13 protein-coding genes and 3 tRNA genes are annotated in these 16,015 nt (G+C 38.9%); 1 reads left to right on the forward strand and 15 read right to left on the reverse strand.

The annotated features are described in order from the left end of the window. Window positions 1–188: 188 nt before the first annotated feature. Window positions 189–854, reverse strand: a complete 666-nt coding sequence (locus GNT69_RS05260) for a DNA-binding response regulator (protein ID WP_203553874.1) — start codon at window positions 852–854, stop codon at window positions 189–191. Window positions 855–1,938: 1,084 nt separating this feature from the next. Between GNT69_RS05260 and GNT69_RS26150 the strand changes: the two genes are divergently transcribed. After that, on the forward strand, window positions 1,939–2,100 hold the full coding sequence (locus GNT69_RS26150; RefSeq protein WP_481747597.1) for a hypothetical protein: 162 nt from the start codon (window positions 1,939–1,941) through the stop codon (window positions 2,098–2,100). Between the two features lie 204 nt (window positions 2,101–2,304). Here the strand turns inward: GNT69_RS26150 and GNT69_RS05265 are convergent, their stop codons facing one another. From GNT69_RS05265 to GNT69_RS05330, 14 genes are all read right to left on the reverse strand, one after another. Then, entirely contained in the window at window positions 2,305–3,486 is a 1,182-nt protein-coding gene (locus GNT69_RS05265; protein WP_203553875.1) for a saccharopine dehydrogenase family protein, read from the reverse strand. A 524-nt stretch (window positions 3,487–4,010) separates the two neighbouring features. Continuing rightward, on the reverse strand, window positions 4,011–4,490 hold the full coding sequence (rlmH, locus tag GNT69_RS05270) for a 23S rRNA (pseudouridine(1915)-N(3))-methyltransferase RlmH (RefSeq protein ID WP_203553876.1): 480 nt from the start codon (window positions 4,488–4,490) through the stop codon (window positions 4,011–4,013). A 90-nt stretch (window positions 4,491–4,580) separates the two neighbouring features. Next, a complete protein-coding gene (locus tag GNT69_RS05275; protein WP_203553877.1) occupies window positions 4,581–4,742 on the reverse strand; it encodes a CxxH/CxxC protein in 162 nt (53 codons plus the stop codon). A gap of 204 nt (window positions 4,743–4,946) precedes the next feature. Continuing rightward, window positions 4,947–6,188, reverse strand: a complete 1,242-nt coding sequence (locus tag GNT69_RS05280; protein WP_203553878.1) for a S1C family serine protease — start codon at window positions 6,186–6,188, stop codon at window positions 4,947–4,949. Window positions 6,189–6,359: 171 nt separating this feature from the next. After that, window positions 6,360–7,154, reverse strand: a complete 795-nt coding sequence (locus GNT69_RS05285) for an MBL fold metallo-hydrolase (RefSeq protein ID WP_203553879.1) — start codon at window positions 7,152–7,154, stop codon at window positions 6,360–6,362. A gap of 6 nt (window positions 7,155–7,160) precedes the next feature. Further along, a complete protein-coding gene (locus GNT69_RS05290) occupies window positions 7,161–7,952 on the reverse strand; it encodes a two-component system regulatory protein YycI (RefSeq protein WP_203553880.1) in 792 nt (263 codons plus the stop codon). Next, window positions 7,939–9,258, reverse strand: coding sequence for a YycH family regulatory protein (locus GNT69_RS05295; RefSeq protein WP_203553881.1), 1,320 nt, complete (start codon window positions 9,256–9,258; stop codon window positions 7,939–7,941). Before GNT69_RS05295 ends, GNT69_RS05290 begins: the two co-directional genes overlap by 14 nt. Continuing rightward, the gene (gene walK, locus GNT69_RS05300) at window positions 9,255–11,081 is read right to left on the reverse strand and encodes a cell wall metabolism sensor histidine kinase WalK (RefSeq protein ID WP_203553882.1); all 1,827 of its coding nucleotides are present in this window, start codon (window positions 11,079–11,081) and stop codon (window positions 9,255–9,257) included. Before walK ends, GNT69_RS05295 begins: the two co-directional genes overlap by 4 nt. Before the next feature lie 9 nt (window positions 11,082–11,090). Further along, window positions 11,091–11,801, reverse strand: coding sequence for a response regulator YycF (gene yycF / locus GNT69_RS05305; protein ID WP_203553883.1), 711 nt, complete (start codon window positions 11,799–11,801; stop codon window positions 11,091–11,093). Window positions 11,802–12,106: 305 nt separating this feature from the next. Then, the gene (locus tag GNT69_RS05310) at window positions 12,107–13,537 is read right to left on the reverse strand and encodes a M23 family metallopeptidase (RefSeq protein WP_203553884.1); all 1,431 of its coding nucleotides are present in this window, start codon (window positions 13,535–13,537) and stop codon (window positions 12,107–12,109) included. Between the two features lie 386 nt (window positions 13,538–13,923). After that, a tRNA-Phe gene (locus GNT69_RS05315) sits at window positions 13,924–13,996 on the reverse strand. 183 nt (window positions 13,997–14,179) lie between these two features. After that, window positions 14,180–14,251, reverse strand: a tRNA-Glu gene (locus GNT69_RS05320). A gap of 13 nt (window positions 14,252–14,264) precedes the next feature. After that, window positions 14,265–14,340: transfer RNA gene (locus GNT69_RS05325), tRNA-Lys, on the reverse strand. A gap of 245 nt (window positions 14,341–14,585) precedes the next feature. Continuing rightward, on the reverse strand, window positions 14,586–15,878 hold the full coding sequence (locus tag GNT69_RS05330; RefSeq protein ID WP_203553885.1) for an adenylosuccinate synthase: 1,293 nt from the start codon (window positions 15,876–15,878) through the stop codon (window positions 14,586–14,588). Window positions 15,879–16,015 lie beyond the last annotated feature (137 nt).

Here is a 16,015-nt window from a genome sequence, read left to right on the forward strand (position 1 = left end):
TAAGCGGAGGTTTTCCGGTTAAATCCAGAATGAAGCTCGTTTTTCGGGGGATATAAGGGGAGGTTTTCCGCTTATGCAAGGCAAAATCCCTCATTTTCATGTTTTTCGAGCCAATAGGCGGAATCTCTCCGTCTATTAGTGCCTATTTTCATTGCAATTTACTAATTAAGCGGATTTTTTCCGTCTATTTATAAAGTCGGGTGCTTAACATGATCGCCCAACCGATAAGAGCGGACCCTCGCGACCCCAGATGCGGGAATCAGCATCTTTTTATCGACTAGTTGAGAAACTACCTTTTTTACCGTCTTGTCACTTAACTTCAAATACTTCTCGATTTCGATAGGGGTTATGGCTTCTCCCTTTTGAATCGCCAGCCGAAGTACTTCCTTTTCGTGAAAGGACAGTGATGTCTGGTCCAATTCATCACCCAGCCATCGGCCAATCACTTGCTGAACAATCTGTTGGCATCGACGGGGCTGGTCTTTAACTTGGTCATATGAAAAGCGGATCACGGTCCATCCGTCAATCACCAACTGGTTTTGACGTTCCAGACTGTTGGAAAATTCCCATCTGCTTATGTTCTTTAAGTGAGGGCCGTACCCGTCGATCTCAAGGCAAATTCGGATGGCGGGACGAATATAAGCAAAATCCAAATACCTTTTGCCATCCTTGAAATCATCGACTTCATATTCTGGATGCAGATACCGAAAATGGTGAAATAAGGGCCACCATACTTGCTTCAAAAACAATATTTCAGCATGTTTGTGACCTTCTTGTAAGCGACGCAACCGTTCACCGGTTCTTGCCTGCGAGTGAGTATTCATAAAGGCCTGGTATTCCTCTTCAAATCCCATAGCATCCTACTCCTATCTAATGGTCATGATTTTACAGCCAATATATCCAAAAGATGTACTTCTCATAAGTTTTGTAATATCATCTTTATCTTCAAATGCAGAACATCCACAACATGGGCATTTAGTATGCATATAAAATCGATGCCGCGAATGAATCACCCCCATTATTTATTCATTTGAATTTCTGACAGATTTTTAAAATTAATAGTATTAATGTGAGTGGAAAAAGAGGTTTAATGTGACTTCAATTGGAGAATTGCAAACGACAAATAAGACTTGCGGAGTAGCTAAGATAAAAGGAATATTTGAGAACTATTTTTAGTTTAATAGAAATCTTACATTTGTCAATCCGCTTTCTTTATCCCTCGACAATACCATTCTTATCATTTCTCTTTTTGTTAAAAAAATTATTATGGTTTAGCCTCCCCAACCTTAAAGAGAGGCATTGGGCTAAACCTCATTTACTTATGATACGGTTCAAAATGAGGTTCTCTTGGAGTTTTCGAATAACAAAATCAAAGCAGTGGTTCTCAGCTCACTTCCTTTGAAATTAGAAGTCTTATGCTCAAATGAGTAACTAGCGATAGTAATATAAGCGGAGATTTTCCGGTTAAAATCAGAATGAAGCTCGTTTCGGGGGATATAAGGGGAGGTTTTCCGCTTATCCAAGGCAAAACCCCTCATTTTCATGCTTTTTGAGTCAATAGGCGGAATCTCTCCGTCTATTAGTGCCTATTTTCAATGCAATTTACTAATTAAGCGGATTTTTTCCGTCTATTTTTCAGATTGGGTGCTTAACCTGATCCCCCAACCAATAAAAGTGGACCCTCATTTTCCCAGATGCGGGAACCAGCACCTATACGCTTCAAAAAATAATAACTATGTGCTTACTTATGGTACGGTTCACCGCACCGCAAATAGGTGCGGTTTTTTAATTAGATTAAGGGGATAATAGGGTAAATACAGTTTGTAGAGGGGGTAGTATGATTAAAGCAACAGATTTACTTGTTCAGTGCCTAGAGAATGAGACCTAAGCAATTGAATAAGTTTGAACTAGTATTAAAAAATGCTTTAAATCAAACCAATGATATTTGTAAGCAATCAAGAACTTGATGTACCAAAATCAAGTCGAAAAGCATTTAAGCTCCTACAAGAAGCTCGATTCCTTGATGCATCCTTAGCAAAAACATCGAAAAATATATTTGATTTTCATAATATCGCTGTTCATAATTCCGATGCATTGTAACTCAATAATTGATTTTAAAGATTTAACGAAAGTATTATGGCATTTAACTTACTGAATGAGATTATTTTGTGAGGCCTTCATACACAAAAACAGCTAAGAATATGAATTTCATATTCTTAGCTGCACTTTTGAACTTTTGTTTAAGGTTTTTGTATTTTAAAACTGGATTATATCAATCACAAACGATTTGCTTTCACTCTACTATTATCCAAGGATTTCTTTTTCAATTGGAAGTAATTCCTCTAAAGTAAAGTCCCATCCGTTCGATTCGTTCGTAATGCGAACTAATTCTTTAAAGAAATCTTCTGTTTCAAGAATTCCTTCTGGTCCAAATACCCCACTCTTTTTATTTTTCATCGTACCAATGAGGTAGATACCAATAGCTTGTCCAGCAAATGTGTAAATCCCCTTATCATAAACCGAGCACATGTAACGGTTAGTGTAGCGAACTTTCTTGCCATCAACAGTACCTTCTACGATTGCCGCTTGACCTTGCCATACTCCTTTATCTTTCCACTTTTCAGGAGCTTCCCAAATTGGTGTTCCTGGATCAACAGGTGGATGTTTTGGTTCCTGATATCCACGCGCTTCTTCTCTTAGCTCTTTATGGAAGCGATTACCCCCTAGACAAGCACAAAATTCATTAATTTTTATGTAGCGAGGAAGTGTGTGTGGTTCAGAATGTCCTACATAAAATACTGGAACTCGGCCATACGGTTCTGGAAAATCAATATATTCCCCTGAATCCCATGCTGGCATCTTATCAAATTTACCATCTTTCCAAACAACAATATCCCCAGTCATTGAATGAACTAAGTGATTCCAACCTGCAGGACTACTCTCTTTGAAATCTTGAGCATCTACGAAGTCATAGGATTCTTCTGCTACTAAATCTGATTGAGGAGATCCTACATGCCATGCAATTTTAATGCTGTCTATATCATCCATCATTCCAGCAACATACTTTGCTTGCATGTTTGAAATTCCAGGAGTTTGTCCACAACCAATTAAAGCCGTCACGCCTGCAGCTTCTGCCTTTTCGTGTAATTCAAGTAAGTCATCCGTCGCATCACCATCGTCACAAACGTCCACATAATCCGTACCCGCTTCGATAACCGCTTTCAAAATCGGAACCCCAAACTTCACAAATGGACCAACCGCATTAAATACGACATCCACTTCACGAGCTAAAGCAGTTACACTTTCAGAATCAGTAACATCTAGTTGTACCGTTTTAACTTCTGGAAAATTAAGTGTCGCAGCAAACTTATCCGCAGCCTCTTTATTTAAATCTGCAACTGTAACTGACTCAATTCCCGGAAAATTTCGAAGCGCTTGGATTCCGCCTCTACCCATAGTACCTGCACCGATTAACAATACTTTCATTCAAATTTCCCCTTTCAGACGATATTGTTTGTTCAGTGTTTCACAATACAATTATAGCTTAACTTACTTTCAAAAAAAATTCAAAGTTTTAACTTATTAAATAATTTAAATTAAGGTCGTTAATTACGGTGGGTGGTTTAGACTTCCTGTTTAATACGTGTATTAGATGTTAATCAAGCTCTAATAATCGTTATATTCCTAGCAATAAAACAAGGGTATTTTGTTTAATCCAATTGTTAATTAACTTCAACTACCTCTTCTATTTGTCCATCTTACAAAACAGAAGCTCTGCAGAGACTTTATTCTACACAGAACTTCGCATTTATCAATAAGATCCGTTCGACAAACTTCGGGCGGTGACAGGAACGATTCCTATTGGATCTTTTGAATGTCCTTTTAAATAGGCATTCAAGTAAGCTTCCTTGAAACAGTGGGAAGCCTCTTACAATCACGATAGTTATAATTATTTCGTATATGTTTCGTTATCACTGAGAATAATCTGCACACCGTAGGAAAAACCTCATCTATTTATGGTACGGTTCCCCCCGATTAATCCGAAACGCCCGGTAGATTTGCTCGACGAGGATCAATCTCATGAGCTGATGCGGGAAGGTCATTTTTGAAAAGCTTAATTGTTCGTCGGCTCGCTTAATGACCTCATTACTTAGGCCGAGTGAACCGCCAATCACAAAGGCGACCTTGCTTTTTCCGTAGGTCGCCAGTTGATCAAGTGTATTTGCCAATTGTTCGGATGTTTTTTGCTTGCCGTTAATTACTAGAGCAATGACGTGTATATCTTGATTTAGTTTTGCAAGAATCCGCTCTCCCTCTTTTTGTTTTACCTGCTCCATTTCGACTTCACTTAAATCTTCAGGTGCTTTTTCATCAGCTACCTCAATCATTTCAATTTTTGCGTAGCCGCTCATGCGCTTAACATATTCTTCAATTCCTTGTTTTAAATATTTTTCTTTTAATTTTCCAACCGTCACAATCGATATATTCACACGTCATCCCCACTTTACAAACAGTTTACAAACAAGTTATCCACAGGAGTTATCCACATATTCACATTACAATCCACATTTTGTATGGGATCATTCGTTCCCCACCATATATACAGCAAGTTTTCCACAATATACACAGCTATTCGGGTCGTTATCCACAGAGTCAATCTTTTCAAAACTAGGTGCTGTCTCGTGTTTTCTCACCATTTCATCTAGTGCCTGGTCTACATGTTCCCCGCAGCAATAAACCATATTCTCCTCACCTCTCTTGTCCGTACTATATTTTAAAACACACTTCCCTTATTTATCGCGTGACTAACCATCAGTGGAGGATGGAGAATCCCCCCCCTCTGATGGAAGTTTCGTCTTATCCACAAACCATTTTAGCATACAATCACCACTGTTATTTTGCACAAAAAGGACAGAAAGCTTTCACTTTCTGTCCTCTTAAAAAGATTATCCGCGAAAATCCAATTCCTCGGCGATGAGCGTGACCGTCGTCTCTTCCAACTCACCGTCACGGTAGAACTTTACATGCATCTCATTCCCAGGTTCTTTTTCATTATATAAATGTTTGCGGAGATCGACAGCATCCTTTATTTGTTCGCCATCTAACTCGACAATAACATCGTATATTTTTAATCCGGCCTCATCTGCAGGTGAATTCGTAACGACTTCTAGTATCGCCACCCCACGGTTGATGTTCTCTGGTAATTGTAACGTTGATTGTTGAAAACGTACCGGAATTTCTGTAACAGAGCTTAAACTTACTCCTAAGTATGGTCTCCTAACCTCGCCATAGCGTTCTAAATCATTAATAATTGGGATGGCATAATTAATCGGAATCGCAAGTCCAATCCCTTCAACCGCCGATTGAGCAATTTTCATCGAATTAATGCCAATTACCTTGCCCTCAATATTAATGAGTGCTCCACCACTATTCCCAGGGTTAATCGCTGCATCTGTTTGTAAAACCTCTGCCTGCCAATCTGGCGAACCATCCTGGTTAATGTCAACAGGGATGGAACGTTCGAGGCCAGAAATAATCCCTTGCGTAACTGATCCCGAAAACGTCAAGCCAAGGGGGTTTCCGATTGCAATCGCTGGCTCACCAATCACTAAATCATCTGAATTACCGAATTCAGCAACCTTTTTTACATTTTCAGAAGAAACCTCTACAACGGCTAAATCCGTCCACGGGTCACCACCAACAAGCTTAGCTGGTGTTTTTGAACCATCACTAAATGTCACTTCAAGCTCTGTAGCACCTTGAACTACGTGATAATTTGAAACAACATATGCTTTATCTCCATCTACTTTATAAATGACTCCTGAGCCAACTCCTGCTTCTTTGGTTTGCTCCATATTGAACCAAGAATTGCCCTTTTGAATATTCGTAATCCCAACAACTGCATCGACGGTTTCCGCAACCGCTTCGGTGATTCCTGTTTGTACATTCACAGAAACATTTCTTGTCTCTCCAGATCCTTGCGGTTGTTCTGTCTCATTAATTGATTCTACGTAATTTTTCGGTACGACATTATATGGCAATGCCCCCATGTTAGAAAGTGTCGGAATAGTAAAGACAACGAGCAAACCACCGATAAGTGCTCCAGCAAGGCTCGCTAGAAGAAAGCCGCCTTTCGATCCTTTTTGCCGTTGATAGCGTGATTGATTGTCTTCGTCGTAATATCCCATTAGTAACCAGTCCTTTCAAATCAATGAATGAAAGATAATATATAAAATCATTATACAACTATGGAAACAAAAAATTAATTATTTAATATTATTAACCGCAAACAACCGCAAACTCCTTGCCTATGCAGGGACTTGCGGTTGTTGTGAAGCTTTTTTAAACGATTCATCCTTTTAAAGAGCTGTTAATGCAGTTGGCATTTTCGGGTCGGTATCATATAGCTTAAATTGCTCACCTACTTTAATTCCACGCCCTTCAAGTGTTTGCATCACAGACATTCTTGCTAAATCCTTCATGTTATTATCAGCACTTAAATGCGCTAAATAAATTCGCTTTGTGTTGTCACCAACGACTTCACTCATCGCAATCGCTGCATCTTCATTCGATACGTGGCCGTAATCACCAAGAATCCGTCTTTTCACATTCCACGGGTATCTCCCCATGCGAAGCATTTGGACATCATGATTGCTTTCAAACACATACGCATCCGCATTTGCAATCATTCCTTTCATCCGGTCACTCACATATCCTGTATCTGTTATCAACACTAACTTCTTTCCTTCGTGGTGGAAAATATAAAACATCGGTTCTGCTGCGTCATGGGAGACACCGAAGGATTCTATATCAAGCGAGCCAAAGGTTTTAACCGTCTCCATATCAAACGTGAACTTTTGTTCTAATGGCACTTCACCAATCAGTCCGTCCATCGCTTTCCATGTTTTTTCATTCGCATAAATTGGCAATTTATATTTACGAGCTACGATTCCAATCCCCTTTATATGGTCACTATGTTCATGCGTTACTAATATCCCCGTGAGGTTTTTTAGCTCTCGTCCGATTTGCTGACATAAAGCATCCATTTGCTTGCCGCTTAATCCTGCATCAACTAAAAAGCTTTGTTCCTCCGTCTCCACATAGATCGCATTTCCCGTACTCCCACTAGCGAGAACACTAAAATGCAAAGTCATATCATTTCACTCCGTTATCTCTGTCTCTTCATCATTAAATTGAATCACTTGTCCTTCAAAAGCATGAACAAAAAGATCTTCCTCTTCATTTACGACAATTCTCCATGTTGGTGCTAACACTTGTGAGGCAGCAAGTTGAATTAATGTCGAATAGCCAAATTCGATTTTTGTAATCTCACTTCTTGGCTTTAACATTCCTTTTTTATATAAGATTTCAATTGCCCCTAGTGAAGTGAGGACTTCTTGCTCCTCTGACATTTCCTCAATTTCTTCAATAAATGTTTGTTCATACGAGGTTACTTCATTATTTTCATTAAAATAAAATGTCAATTTCCCGCTTCGGTTGCGATACATCATTTTTCCATCATAAAGCTGATAATACGTAATTGTCCCCTCAATATCGTCCTTTTTCCAAAACCGATACTGTCCTCCATATTCAACAATCGCCTTTACAATGACCGAAAAATCGTCAGTGTTGAATTTTTCATCAACAGGAATGGGCTCTTCAAATTTCCCAAAAATCATCGTCCCATCATGATCAATGAATTTCTGGACATTTGATACCGGCTCAACCTCAGTGAAAGTTTTCGGTTTTACACTAATATATCTTTCTTTCCCGAGTTCTTGTGGTAATTCACCGTAAACAATATCATCATTTTTTAATCGCTCATCAATGGTGGCTTCTTTTATGACTTCATATTTCGCCTCACTCCGTGTATTAACAAATTGATAAATTAAATAAATATCAAGGAGGAGAAAGCTGATAATGAAAATGGTTTTAATTTTACCCCAATCCATTGTTCGGCACCTCTTCTTCAAGCTTTAGCTCAAACCAGACATTATCATATTGATAAAACCACCCTGGCTCCAAATAGATGAGTGAGGAATCGTTCGGATTGCTTAACATATAATAACCAAGCGAAACATTTTCGATTAATTCATGATTCATTCCTTCCTTCTCAAGCAAGAAATCAATCACTTCTTGGCCGGACGGAAAGACTTCTGTCCTCATTCCTGAATTCAGGGGAATTTCCAAATAGAAGCTTGGCCGATTATAACGTTTAATTTCGGAATGGCCCCATTCTTGAATAATTTCTGACATCCCAATCTGGTTAAAGATTGGATAACCTTGCTCCGTATACATTCGAAAAACCACTTTTTGGTTCCGATCATCTTTATAAGCATAACGGAAATGATCCGTCCAGCCACTATGGACATTGACAAAATCAATGCTTTTTTGAACGAGGTTTTCCGGACCAACTCCCGTTTCGCTTTCTCTAAATGGACTAATATAGGAAATGATATTCGTATTATTATCGACAGTCATTTTACTCGCTTCATCTGCATATTCTTCGCCATCAGGAACAAAACTCCTTTGGACAAAGCTAGGGTCTCGAAATAAGGCATTTTTCAATTCCTCAGATTCAATCGGGTTCCGATAGTAAGTGTAGCTTTTCATTTCTGTTTCTTCACTCGGTAAATAGACATTTTTCCCGCTCGGCAAGTCATAACCATTGAAAGAAGCATATTCTGCTGTTTTTTGTTCGTATTCATCAGAAAACTCATTGATGGCGGTTAAACTAACATAGCTTTTAAATGTTTGTTCTGTCTTTGTCGAATAGAAATAAATCTCGCCCTCTTGTTTCCCGCTCGTGGAACTATCAATAATGATGCGGTCAAATTCAATTTTAGGTAAATTATCGTCTTGGAAATTTAATACTCGCTTATACGCATCAATCGGAACGACTTCTGGAAAAATGATTTCTGTAAAAATTCCATTGGTAACTTCTTTTTTCCATGCTGCAGATTCATCAGAAAACTTTTTAACATCATAATATTTCCACTGGCTAATTAAAGAGATGAATTCATCCATTTCTTTAGAGTCGATGATTCCAACTTGCCGATTTCCTTGATGAAAAACCACTTGATGTGGCTTGATGATCTGTTTAACTTCTTTTTTTTCACCAATTGCCACTTCATTTACTGTTCTTTCATTCCCCATCGTTTCGTACTTAGGTTGGAAAGTCCAAACGCTCCAAGTTAAGATTCCACTTAAAGCAATAAGAATGATTAAAATGCCTGTTTTGATATTCTCATATGTCATGACCAATCATCCTCTACTGTCCGGTCATAAGGAAGACTAAAAAAGACGGTCGTTCCTTTCCCTTCAACACTCGTTGCCCAAATTTCCCCTCCATGGGCATTTACCATTTCCTTTGCAATTGCTAAACCTAAGCCTGTACCACCTAACTTACGAGTACGGGCCTTATCTACCCGATAAAAGCGGTCGAAGATTTTAGTGATGTTCTTCTTTGGAATTCCGACCCCTTCATCAGACACACTAACGATAATGCGATTTTCCTCCTCTTTCACTCTAAAGGTAATTTGTCCGCCTTCAGGGGAATATTTAATCGCGTTAGAAATAATATTATCAAGTATTTGTGTAATCTTATCTCCATCAATTTCAATAAGAATCGATTGATCCAGAATTTCACGCTTAAATGTGACATTTTGCCTTTTAGATAAATCAAAACGATCAATGATTCGATTGAAAAACATTGTGAAGTCAACCCAGTCTTTCGATAACCGATAATCTTTACTATCCATTTTCGATAACTTTAATAAATCATTTACTAAGCGGATCATTCTTTCTGTTTCCGTTTGCGTCGTTTGTAAAAATTTCGGTGCAACTTCTTCATCTTTCCACGCACCATCGGCTAATGCTTCTAAATAGCTGCGCATCGTCGTAAGTGGTGTTCGCAATTCATGCGAAACATTTGCAACAAACTCACGCCGTTCCATCTCAATCTTTTCTTGCTCTGTGATATCATGTAACACAGCAATGACTCCATTGACGAACCCGCTATCCTTTTGGATAATGGAAAAGTTTGCCCTTAAAATCAAGTGATTTTTCTCTGTGCTAAAATCGAGAATAACCGATTCTTGCTCTTGGAACAAGTCCTCAAATGTGTAGTCCTCTTCAATTCCGAGCACAGAAAGAATTGAACTGGATAACACTGTTTCACGTGGAACATCCAACATTTTCGCAGCCGGTTCATTGATTAAAATAATCTTTCCTCTTCGATCAGTCGCAATGACTCCATCCGTCATATAGGAAATAACCGAACTTAGCTTCCGTTTTTCACCTTCAGTTACTGAGAGTGCTTCTTGCAGCTTTTTTGTTAAATCATTAAATGTCATTGCCAGCTGGCCGATTTCATCATTATCATAAACTTTTACTTTGCGTGTGAAGTTTCCGCGCGTCATCGCGAGCGCTTGTTTCTTCATATCAGCAATTGGGCGCGTAATCGTTCGGGCCAGGAAAATTCCTAGGAGGGCAGTTAATATTAAGGAAATCGCCGTGCCAGTGAAAAGAATTTTATTAATATCTTTCATTTGTGAAAAGATATCTTCAACCTTTGCTACTAAATATACCGCTCCGATCACCTCTCCGTTCGAGCGGATCGGCGATGATTGTACCCATACTCGATTTCCCGATTGCGTATCAATTTGGATACTTCCTTCATCACGGTCCAATGCAATCGATCGTTTAATCTTTAATTCTGTCGTCCTTTGACCGACAACCCCTTGCTTACTAGCATCAGATGTGCCGATAATGCGAAAATTATTCCCATCAATCGCGCGGATTTCCGAAATATCAGAGGTTTTATAATCGCGTAATACTTGGCGAATGGCTTCCTCTTTCGTTGAATCTTCCTTCCCCCGTTCCATGACCATTTCTTCTTCTAAGTCAAAAACGAGCATATTAATTCGCTGTTTTAGCGAGTTTTGAAAATTCGTCATTAAGGTATCTTCTAATTGCCGGACAAAATATACACCAATAATTTGCATTGCAATCAAAATGAGCAATACATAAATAATGACAAATTTAAAATGGATTGAGCGAAAAAAACTAACTTTTTTCATCCGCTATCGTTACTCCTGTTCAGAGTTTTTCAAATAGTAGCCGACTCCTCTACGAGTCACGATCCATGATGGGTGGCTTGGATTATCTTCAATCTTCTCCCGCAAGCGTCTAACGGTTACATCGACCGTACGAACATCCCCATAATAGTCATAACCCCAAACGGTTTGCAGCAAATGTTCTCTCGTCATCACTTGTCCAGAGTGTTTTGCTAAATAATGAAGCAACTCGAATTCACGATGGGTTAATTCAATTGTTTCCCCCCGTTTTGAGACAACATAGGCATCTGGATGGATCGTTAATGAACCAATGGTGATCTCATTCGTTTCCACTTCTTCCTCAGCTCGAGCACTTATTTGTTGATGGCGGCGGAGATTTGCCTTTACACGAGCAATGAGCTCTCTCGTACTAAATGGCTTTGTAACATAATCATCTGCTCCTAATTCCAAGCCTAATACTTTATCGATTTCCGAATCCTTCGCTGTTAGCATAATGATTGGCATATCGTATTTTTTTCTCACTTCACGGCATACTTCCATCCCATCTTTTAATGGAAGCATAATATCTAAAAGAATAATATCTGGTTGAATTTCCTCAACCATCTCAACTGCTGTATTTCCATCATAAGCACAATGAACTTCATATCCTTCTTTTTTCAGATTGAATTGTAATATATCAGCAATTGGCTTTTCATCATCAACAACCAGAATTTTTTTCTCCATTTGAATCTCCTTTTTCTGTTTCATTTTTATCGTAGGTTAACGGACAGTCCCACTTCAAGACTTAGAGGAAATCGAGGAAGGTTAAGTGGGGGATCAACTGTCCGTAAAAGCCCGATTGGTTCAACTAACCATCAGTGGGGAATGGAAGAACCCCCCACTGATGGAAGTTTCACTTTATATTAATCCTATTGGCTTGTCATTCAAACCCCTATTCTTCTTATTCTACTTTATTACGAGGGAAAACTGAATTCTCTTTTTAAAATAAGAAAAAAGCCTCTAGTCCAAATGGCTAGAGACTGTTTCTCTTAATAAAGACTTAGCGGGTCGACTAGACTACCGTTTTTGTATACTTCAAAGTGTAAGTGGACACCGGTTGAATGCCCCGTAGAACCCATAACACCGATTTTCGCGCCTCTTTCTACTGTTTGCCCTGGGCTGACCGAAATGGATGCCAAATGCGCATAGACTGTACGGTAGCCATTTTGATGGTCAATGACGACTTTATTGCCATATCCACCATCATAGCTAGCTGAAACAACTTTTCCATTATCGGCTGCTTTAATTGTATGATTGTTTGGACGAGCAATATCAATTCCTTTATGCATTTGTCCCCAACGATAGCCCATCTTACTTGAAATATACCCGCCGTTTGTTGGCCAAACAAAGCTGCCTGTCCCACGGGAAGGGATCACTTTCGTCCCTTTAATAATCACTTCTTTTACAGGCTCTTCAATGACTTTCGTCTCTGCTGCCTCTTTAGTTATCACGATTCCGTTTTGCTCCGTGATTTTATAAGTGATACCATTAACTCCGTCTTTCCCTGACTGCTTAACTTTCGTTTCACCTTTAAGCAGTGAGTCATCCTCAATTACTTCTTTTTCATATGATATTTTCTCCGTTTGATACACTTCTTTCTCAACAATCACCTTCGCTAAAGGTTCATGATACGTCACAGCAAGTTCATCGCCTGGTTTCAATACCGATTCTTCACTATATTGTGGGTTTATCGTCAGCAATTCCTTTAAAGTTAAACCATGGGAATTCGCAATCCCTCCAAGGACATCACCTGGTTGAACTTCGTATTTCTTTTCTTCCAATGTTCCTTTTTTAATGAGCTCCATCGCTGCTTCCACAGATAAAATTTCTTGTGGATCTATTTTTTCCTCTGCTATTGAAACGTCCTCCGTTAGACGGACGTCTAGTATACGTGTTTCATTTTCCTTTAATGGAGTCGTTTCTTCTCCGTTGCTGTTTTCTAACTGTGTAAGCTGTTCTTCGCTTACATGCCCCAGTTTAAGGTTATTAATGACTTTCGCTGCGGAATCTTCATCTTTTACATAAGCAACTGCTTCTCCGTTAATTACGAGCGCTGAAACATTGGCTTGTACGCTCAATTGACCTTCAAGTCCTTCTAAAACTTTATCTGAAGCTGTTGTAGAAACGGTCGAGAATACTTGTTCAGGAATATAGGATAAATCTCCACCGACTTCTAGATCAACTTCTTTATATTGCTCTTGCAAGCTATTTGTTTTTCCTTCAATAAGCGCTTCTACACTGGCTTTATCTTGGACCGTACCGATAAATTGATCTTCTATGTATACATGATAAACAGTAGTTAATTCTGCTTTTGCTGTTGCGGTTATATGTACTGTGCCTAATGCAAGTGTTACAGCGGCCAATGTCGATAGAATTCCTTTATTCATCTTTGCTGCTAATCGTGACAATTTTGTCTTCATCTTGTCTTACATCCTCCTGCAGGTACAAAACATTCTAAAAGTACCAATCTATAAAAAATATAATAGTTTAAAAGCAACCTTTTATAGGTTACCATAATTCAAAACCTATTTTCATAATGTAACAGAAATGTATAAAAACTGACATCCTGTTTTGATTTATACAGAGGAATTAGGACCATAATTTTAGGGAATAAAGTCGAAAAATGTTGTAATATAGGGGGTTCATAGGAGGTTTTGCCTATCCATAATTATTTGAGTTTAATTACAAACTATTAATACAGTGTTAACAGTTAAATAATTATTTTTGTAATCTTTTCGTAATATTTGTAATATAAAGGAGGAAAGAAAAAAAGGAACGTGTATTGATTACACGCTCCCTTTTTTAATGGCTCAGGACGGAATCGAACCGCCGACACATGGATTTTCAGTCCATTGCTCTACCGACTGAGCTACTGAGCCAAAACAGTATTTAGTTCCGCTTTATTGTTTCTGCTAGTCCATCATCCCAGCCTCAGGATGATTAATCAAGATGCGGCTCGGCTGGTACGCTGATGTTATTTCAAAGTAGCTTATTCAATCGTGCTCTACCGTCTAAGCTACTGAGCCAAAATAATATTTAATTGTACAATATTATATGTAAAATGACCCCTACGGGATTCGAACCCGTGTTACCGCCGTGAAAGGGCGGTGTCTTAACCGCTTGACCAAGGGGCCATATATTTTAAAATGGTGAGCCATGAAGGACTCGAACCTTCGACCCTCTGATTAAAAGTCAGATGCTCTACCAACTGAGCTAATGGCTCGTAAATACTTATTTCTTATCTTTAAACTTATCCTCTTAAACAATTTGAATCTATATTGTTAAAAACGATTGTTTTCGACAAATTTCCCGTCGATTCAAAACGACTTTCTTATAATATCATGCTGTTAGAAATTGTACAAGGGCTTTTTTGAAAAAAGTTTTTTTAGTTTTAGGCTATGTTAAACTTAGCCTAGTTTTAAATAAAAGAAGCAGCTTTCACGAAAAAACTGCTTCTTTGAAAAAGACCTAAATCTGACGCCAAGGACTGCGAACAATATTTGTCTGATTGCGGTCTGGGCCTACAGAGAAAATCGATAGCGGAATACCTGTTAGTTGCGAAACACGCTCGATATAATGTCTTGCATTCACTGGCAGTTCATTAAGCGATTTACAGCTAGTAATATCCTCTGTCCAACCTGGCAATTCTTCGTACACAGGCTCACATTCAGCTAGCATCTTAAGACTTGCCGGAAATTCCTCAATTACTTTTCCTTTATGACGATAAGCGATACAAATCTTCAACGTTTCAATTCCAGTTAACACATCAATTGAGTTTAACGATAAATCAGTTAAGCCACTAACCCTGCGCGCATGACGAACGACAACACTGTCAAACCAGCCGACACGGCGTGGTCTTCCAGTCGTCGTTCCGTATTCCCGGCCAATTTCGCGGATTTTCTGGCCAATTTCGTTCGTAAGCTCCGTTGGGAATGGACCATCTCCAACCCTTGTCGTATAGGCTTTACACACGCCGACAACATGGTTAATTTTACTTGGTCCAACACCGGATCCAATCGTTACTCCACCTGCCACTGGATTGGAAGAAGTGACAAACGGATACGTCCCTTGGTCAATATCAAGCATAACCCCTTGGGCCCCTTCAAATAGAACACGACGACCTTCATCTAACGCATCATTTAAAACGACAGATGTATCACAAACATAGTGGGCAATTTGTTGGCCATATTCATAATATTCTTCAAGGATCTCTTCAAACTTAAAACCGCTTGTCTCATACATTCGTTCAAACAAACGATTCTTTTCTTCAAGGTTCCGAGTCAACTTCTCTGCAAATACTTCATGATCAAGCAAATCAGCAATCCGAATCCCTATTCGAGCCGCTTTATCCATATAAGCTGGTCCGATCCCTTTCTTCGTTGTCCCAATTTTATTCTCGCCTTTACGTGCTTCTTCCACTTCATCTTGTTTTAAATGATAAGGTAAGATAACATGTGCCCGGTTGCTAATACGTAAATTAGCTGTACTCACATTTCTTTCATGTAAATATGCGAGTTCTTGTACTAACGCTTTAGGGTCAACAACCATCCCATTCCCAATCACACAAATTTTATCATCGTAGAAAATCCCAGATGGAATTAAGTGCAATTTATACGTTTCCCCGTTAAATTTAATCGTATGACCCGCATTGTTCCCACCTTGATAGCGAGCAACTACCTCAGCATTTTCGGATAAAAAATCAGTAATCTTCCCTTTTCCTTCATCTCCCCATTGGGATCCAACAACAACAACTGATGACATATTCGAAGCACCTCCATAGGTTCATATGTAAAAGTTCCATTATTCCTTACTCAACATGGTAATTTTAACAATAAATACCAAGGGAAGTCAATAAAACCCGAACAATCACTATATGAAACTAGTAATATGTTCGTGAA

Source organism: Bacillus sp. B15-48, assembly GCF_016879755.1.
Classification (GTDB): domain Bacteria; phylum Bacillota; class Bacilli; order Bacillales; family Cytobacillaceae; genus Mesobacillus_B.

Excerpts from the sequence above, each read along its gene's own strand:
- GNT69_RS05260 (WP_203553874.1), bottom strand. The coding sequence starts at position 854 with ATGGGATTTGAAGAGGAATACCAGGCCTTTATGAATACTCACTCGCAG.
- GNT69_RS26150 (WP_481747597.1), top strand. The coding sequence starts at position 1,939 with ATGATATTTGTAAGCAATCAAGAACTTGATGTACCAAAATCAAGTCGA.
- GNT69_RS05265 (WP_203553875.1), bottom strand. The coding sequence starts at position 3,486 with ATGAAAGTATTGTTAATCGGTGCAGGTACTATGGGTAGAGGCGGAATC.
- GNT69_RS05275 (WP_203553877.1), bottom strand. The coding sequence starts at position 4,742 with ATGGTTTATTGCTGCGGGGAACATGTAGACCAGGCACTAGATGAAATG.
- GNT69_RS05280 (WP_203553878.1), bottom strand. The coding sequence starts at position 6,188 with ATGGGATATTACGACGAAGACAATCAATCACGCTATCAACGGCAAAAA.
- GNT69_RS05285 (WP_203553879.1), bottom strand. The coding sequence starts at position 7,154 with ATGACTTTGCATTTTAGTGTTCTCGCTAGTGGGAGTACGGGAAATGCG.
- GNT69_RS05290 (WP_203553880.1), bottom strand. The coding sequence starts at position 7,952 with ATGGATTGGGGTAAAATTAAAACCATTTTCATTATCAGCTTTCTCCTC.
- GNT69_RS05295 (WP_203553881.1), bottom strand. The coding sequence starts at position 9,258 with ATGACATATGAGAATATCAAAACAGGCATTTTAATCATTCTTATTGCT.
- walK (WP_203553882.1), bottom strand. The coding sequence starts at position 11,081 with ATGAAAAAAGTTAGTTTTTTTCGCTCAATCCATTTTAAATTTGTCATT.
- yycF (WP_203553883.1), bottom strand. The coding sequence starts at position 11,801 with ATGGAGAAAAAAATTCTGGTTGTTGATGATGAAAAGCCAATTGCTGAT.
- GNT69_RS05310 (WP_203553884.1), bottom strand. The coding sequence starts at position 13,537 with ATGAAGACAAAATTGTCACGATTAGCAGCAAAGATGAATAAAGGAATT.
- GNT69_RS05330 (WP_203553885.1), bottom strand. The coding sequence starts at position 15,878 with ATGTCATCAGTTGTTGTTGTTGGATCCCAATGGGGAGATGAAGGAAAA.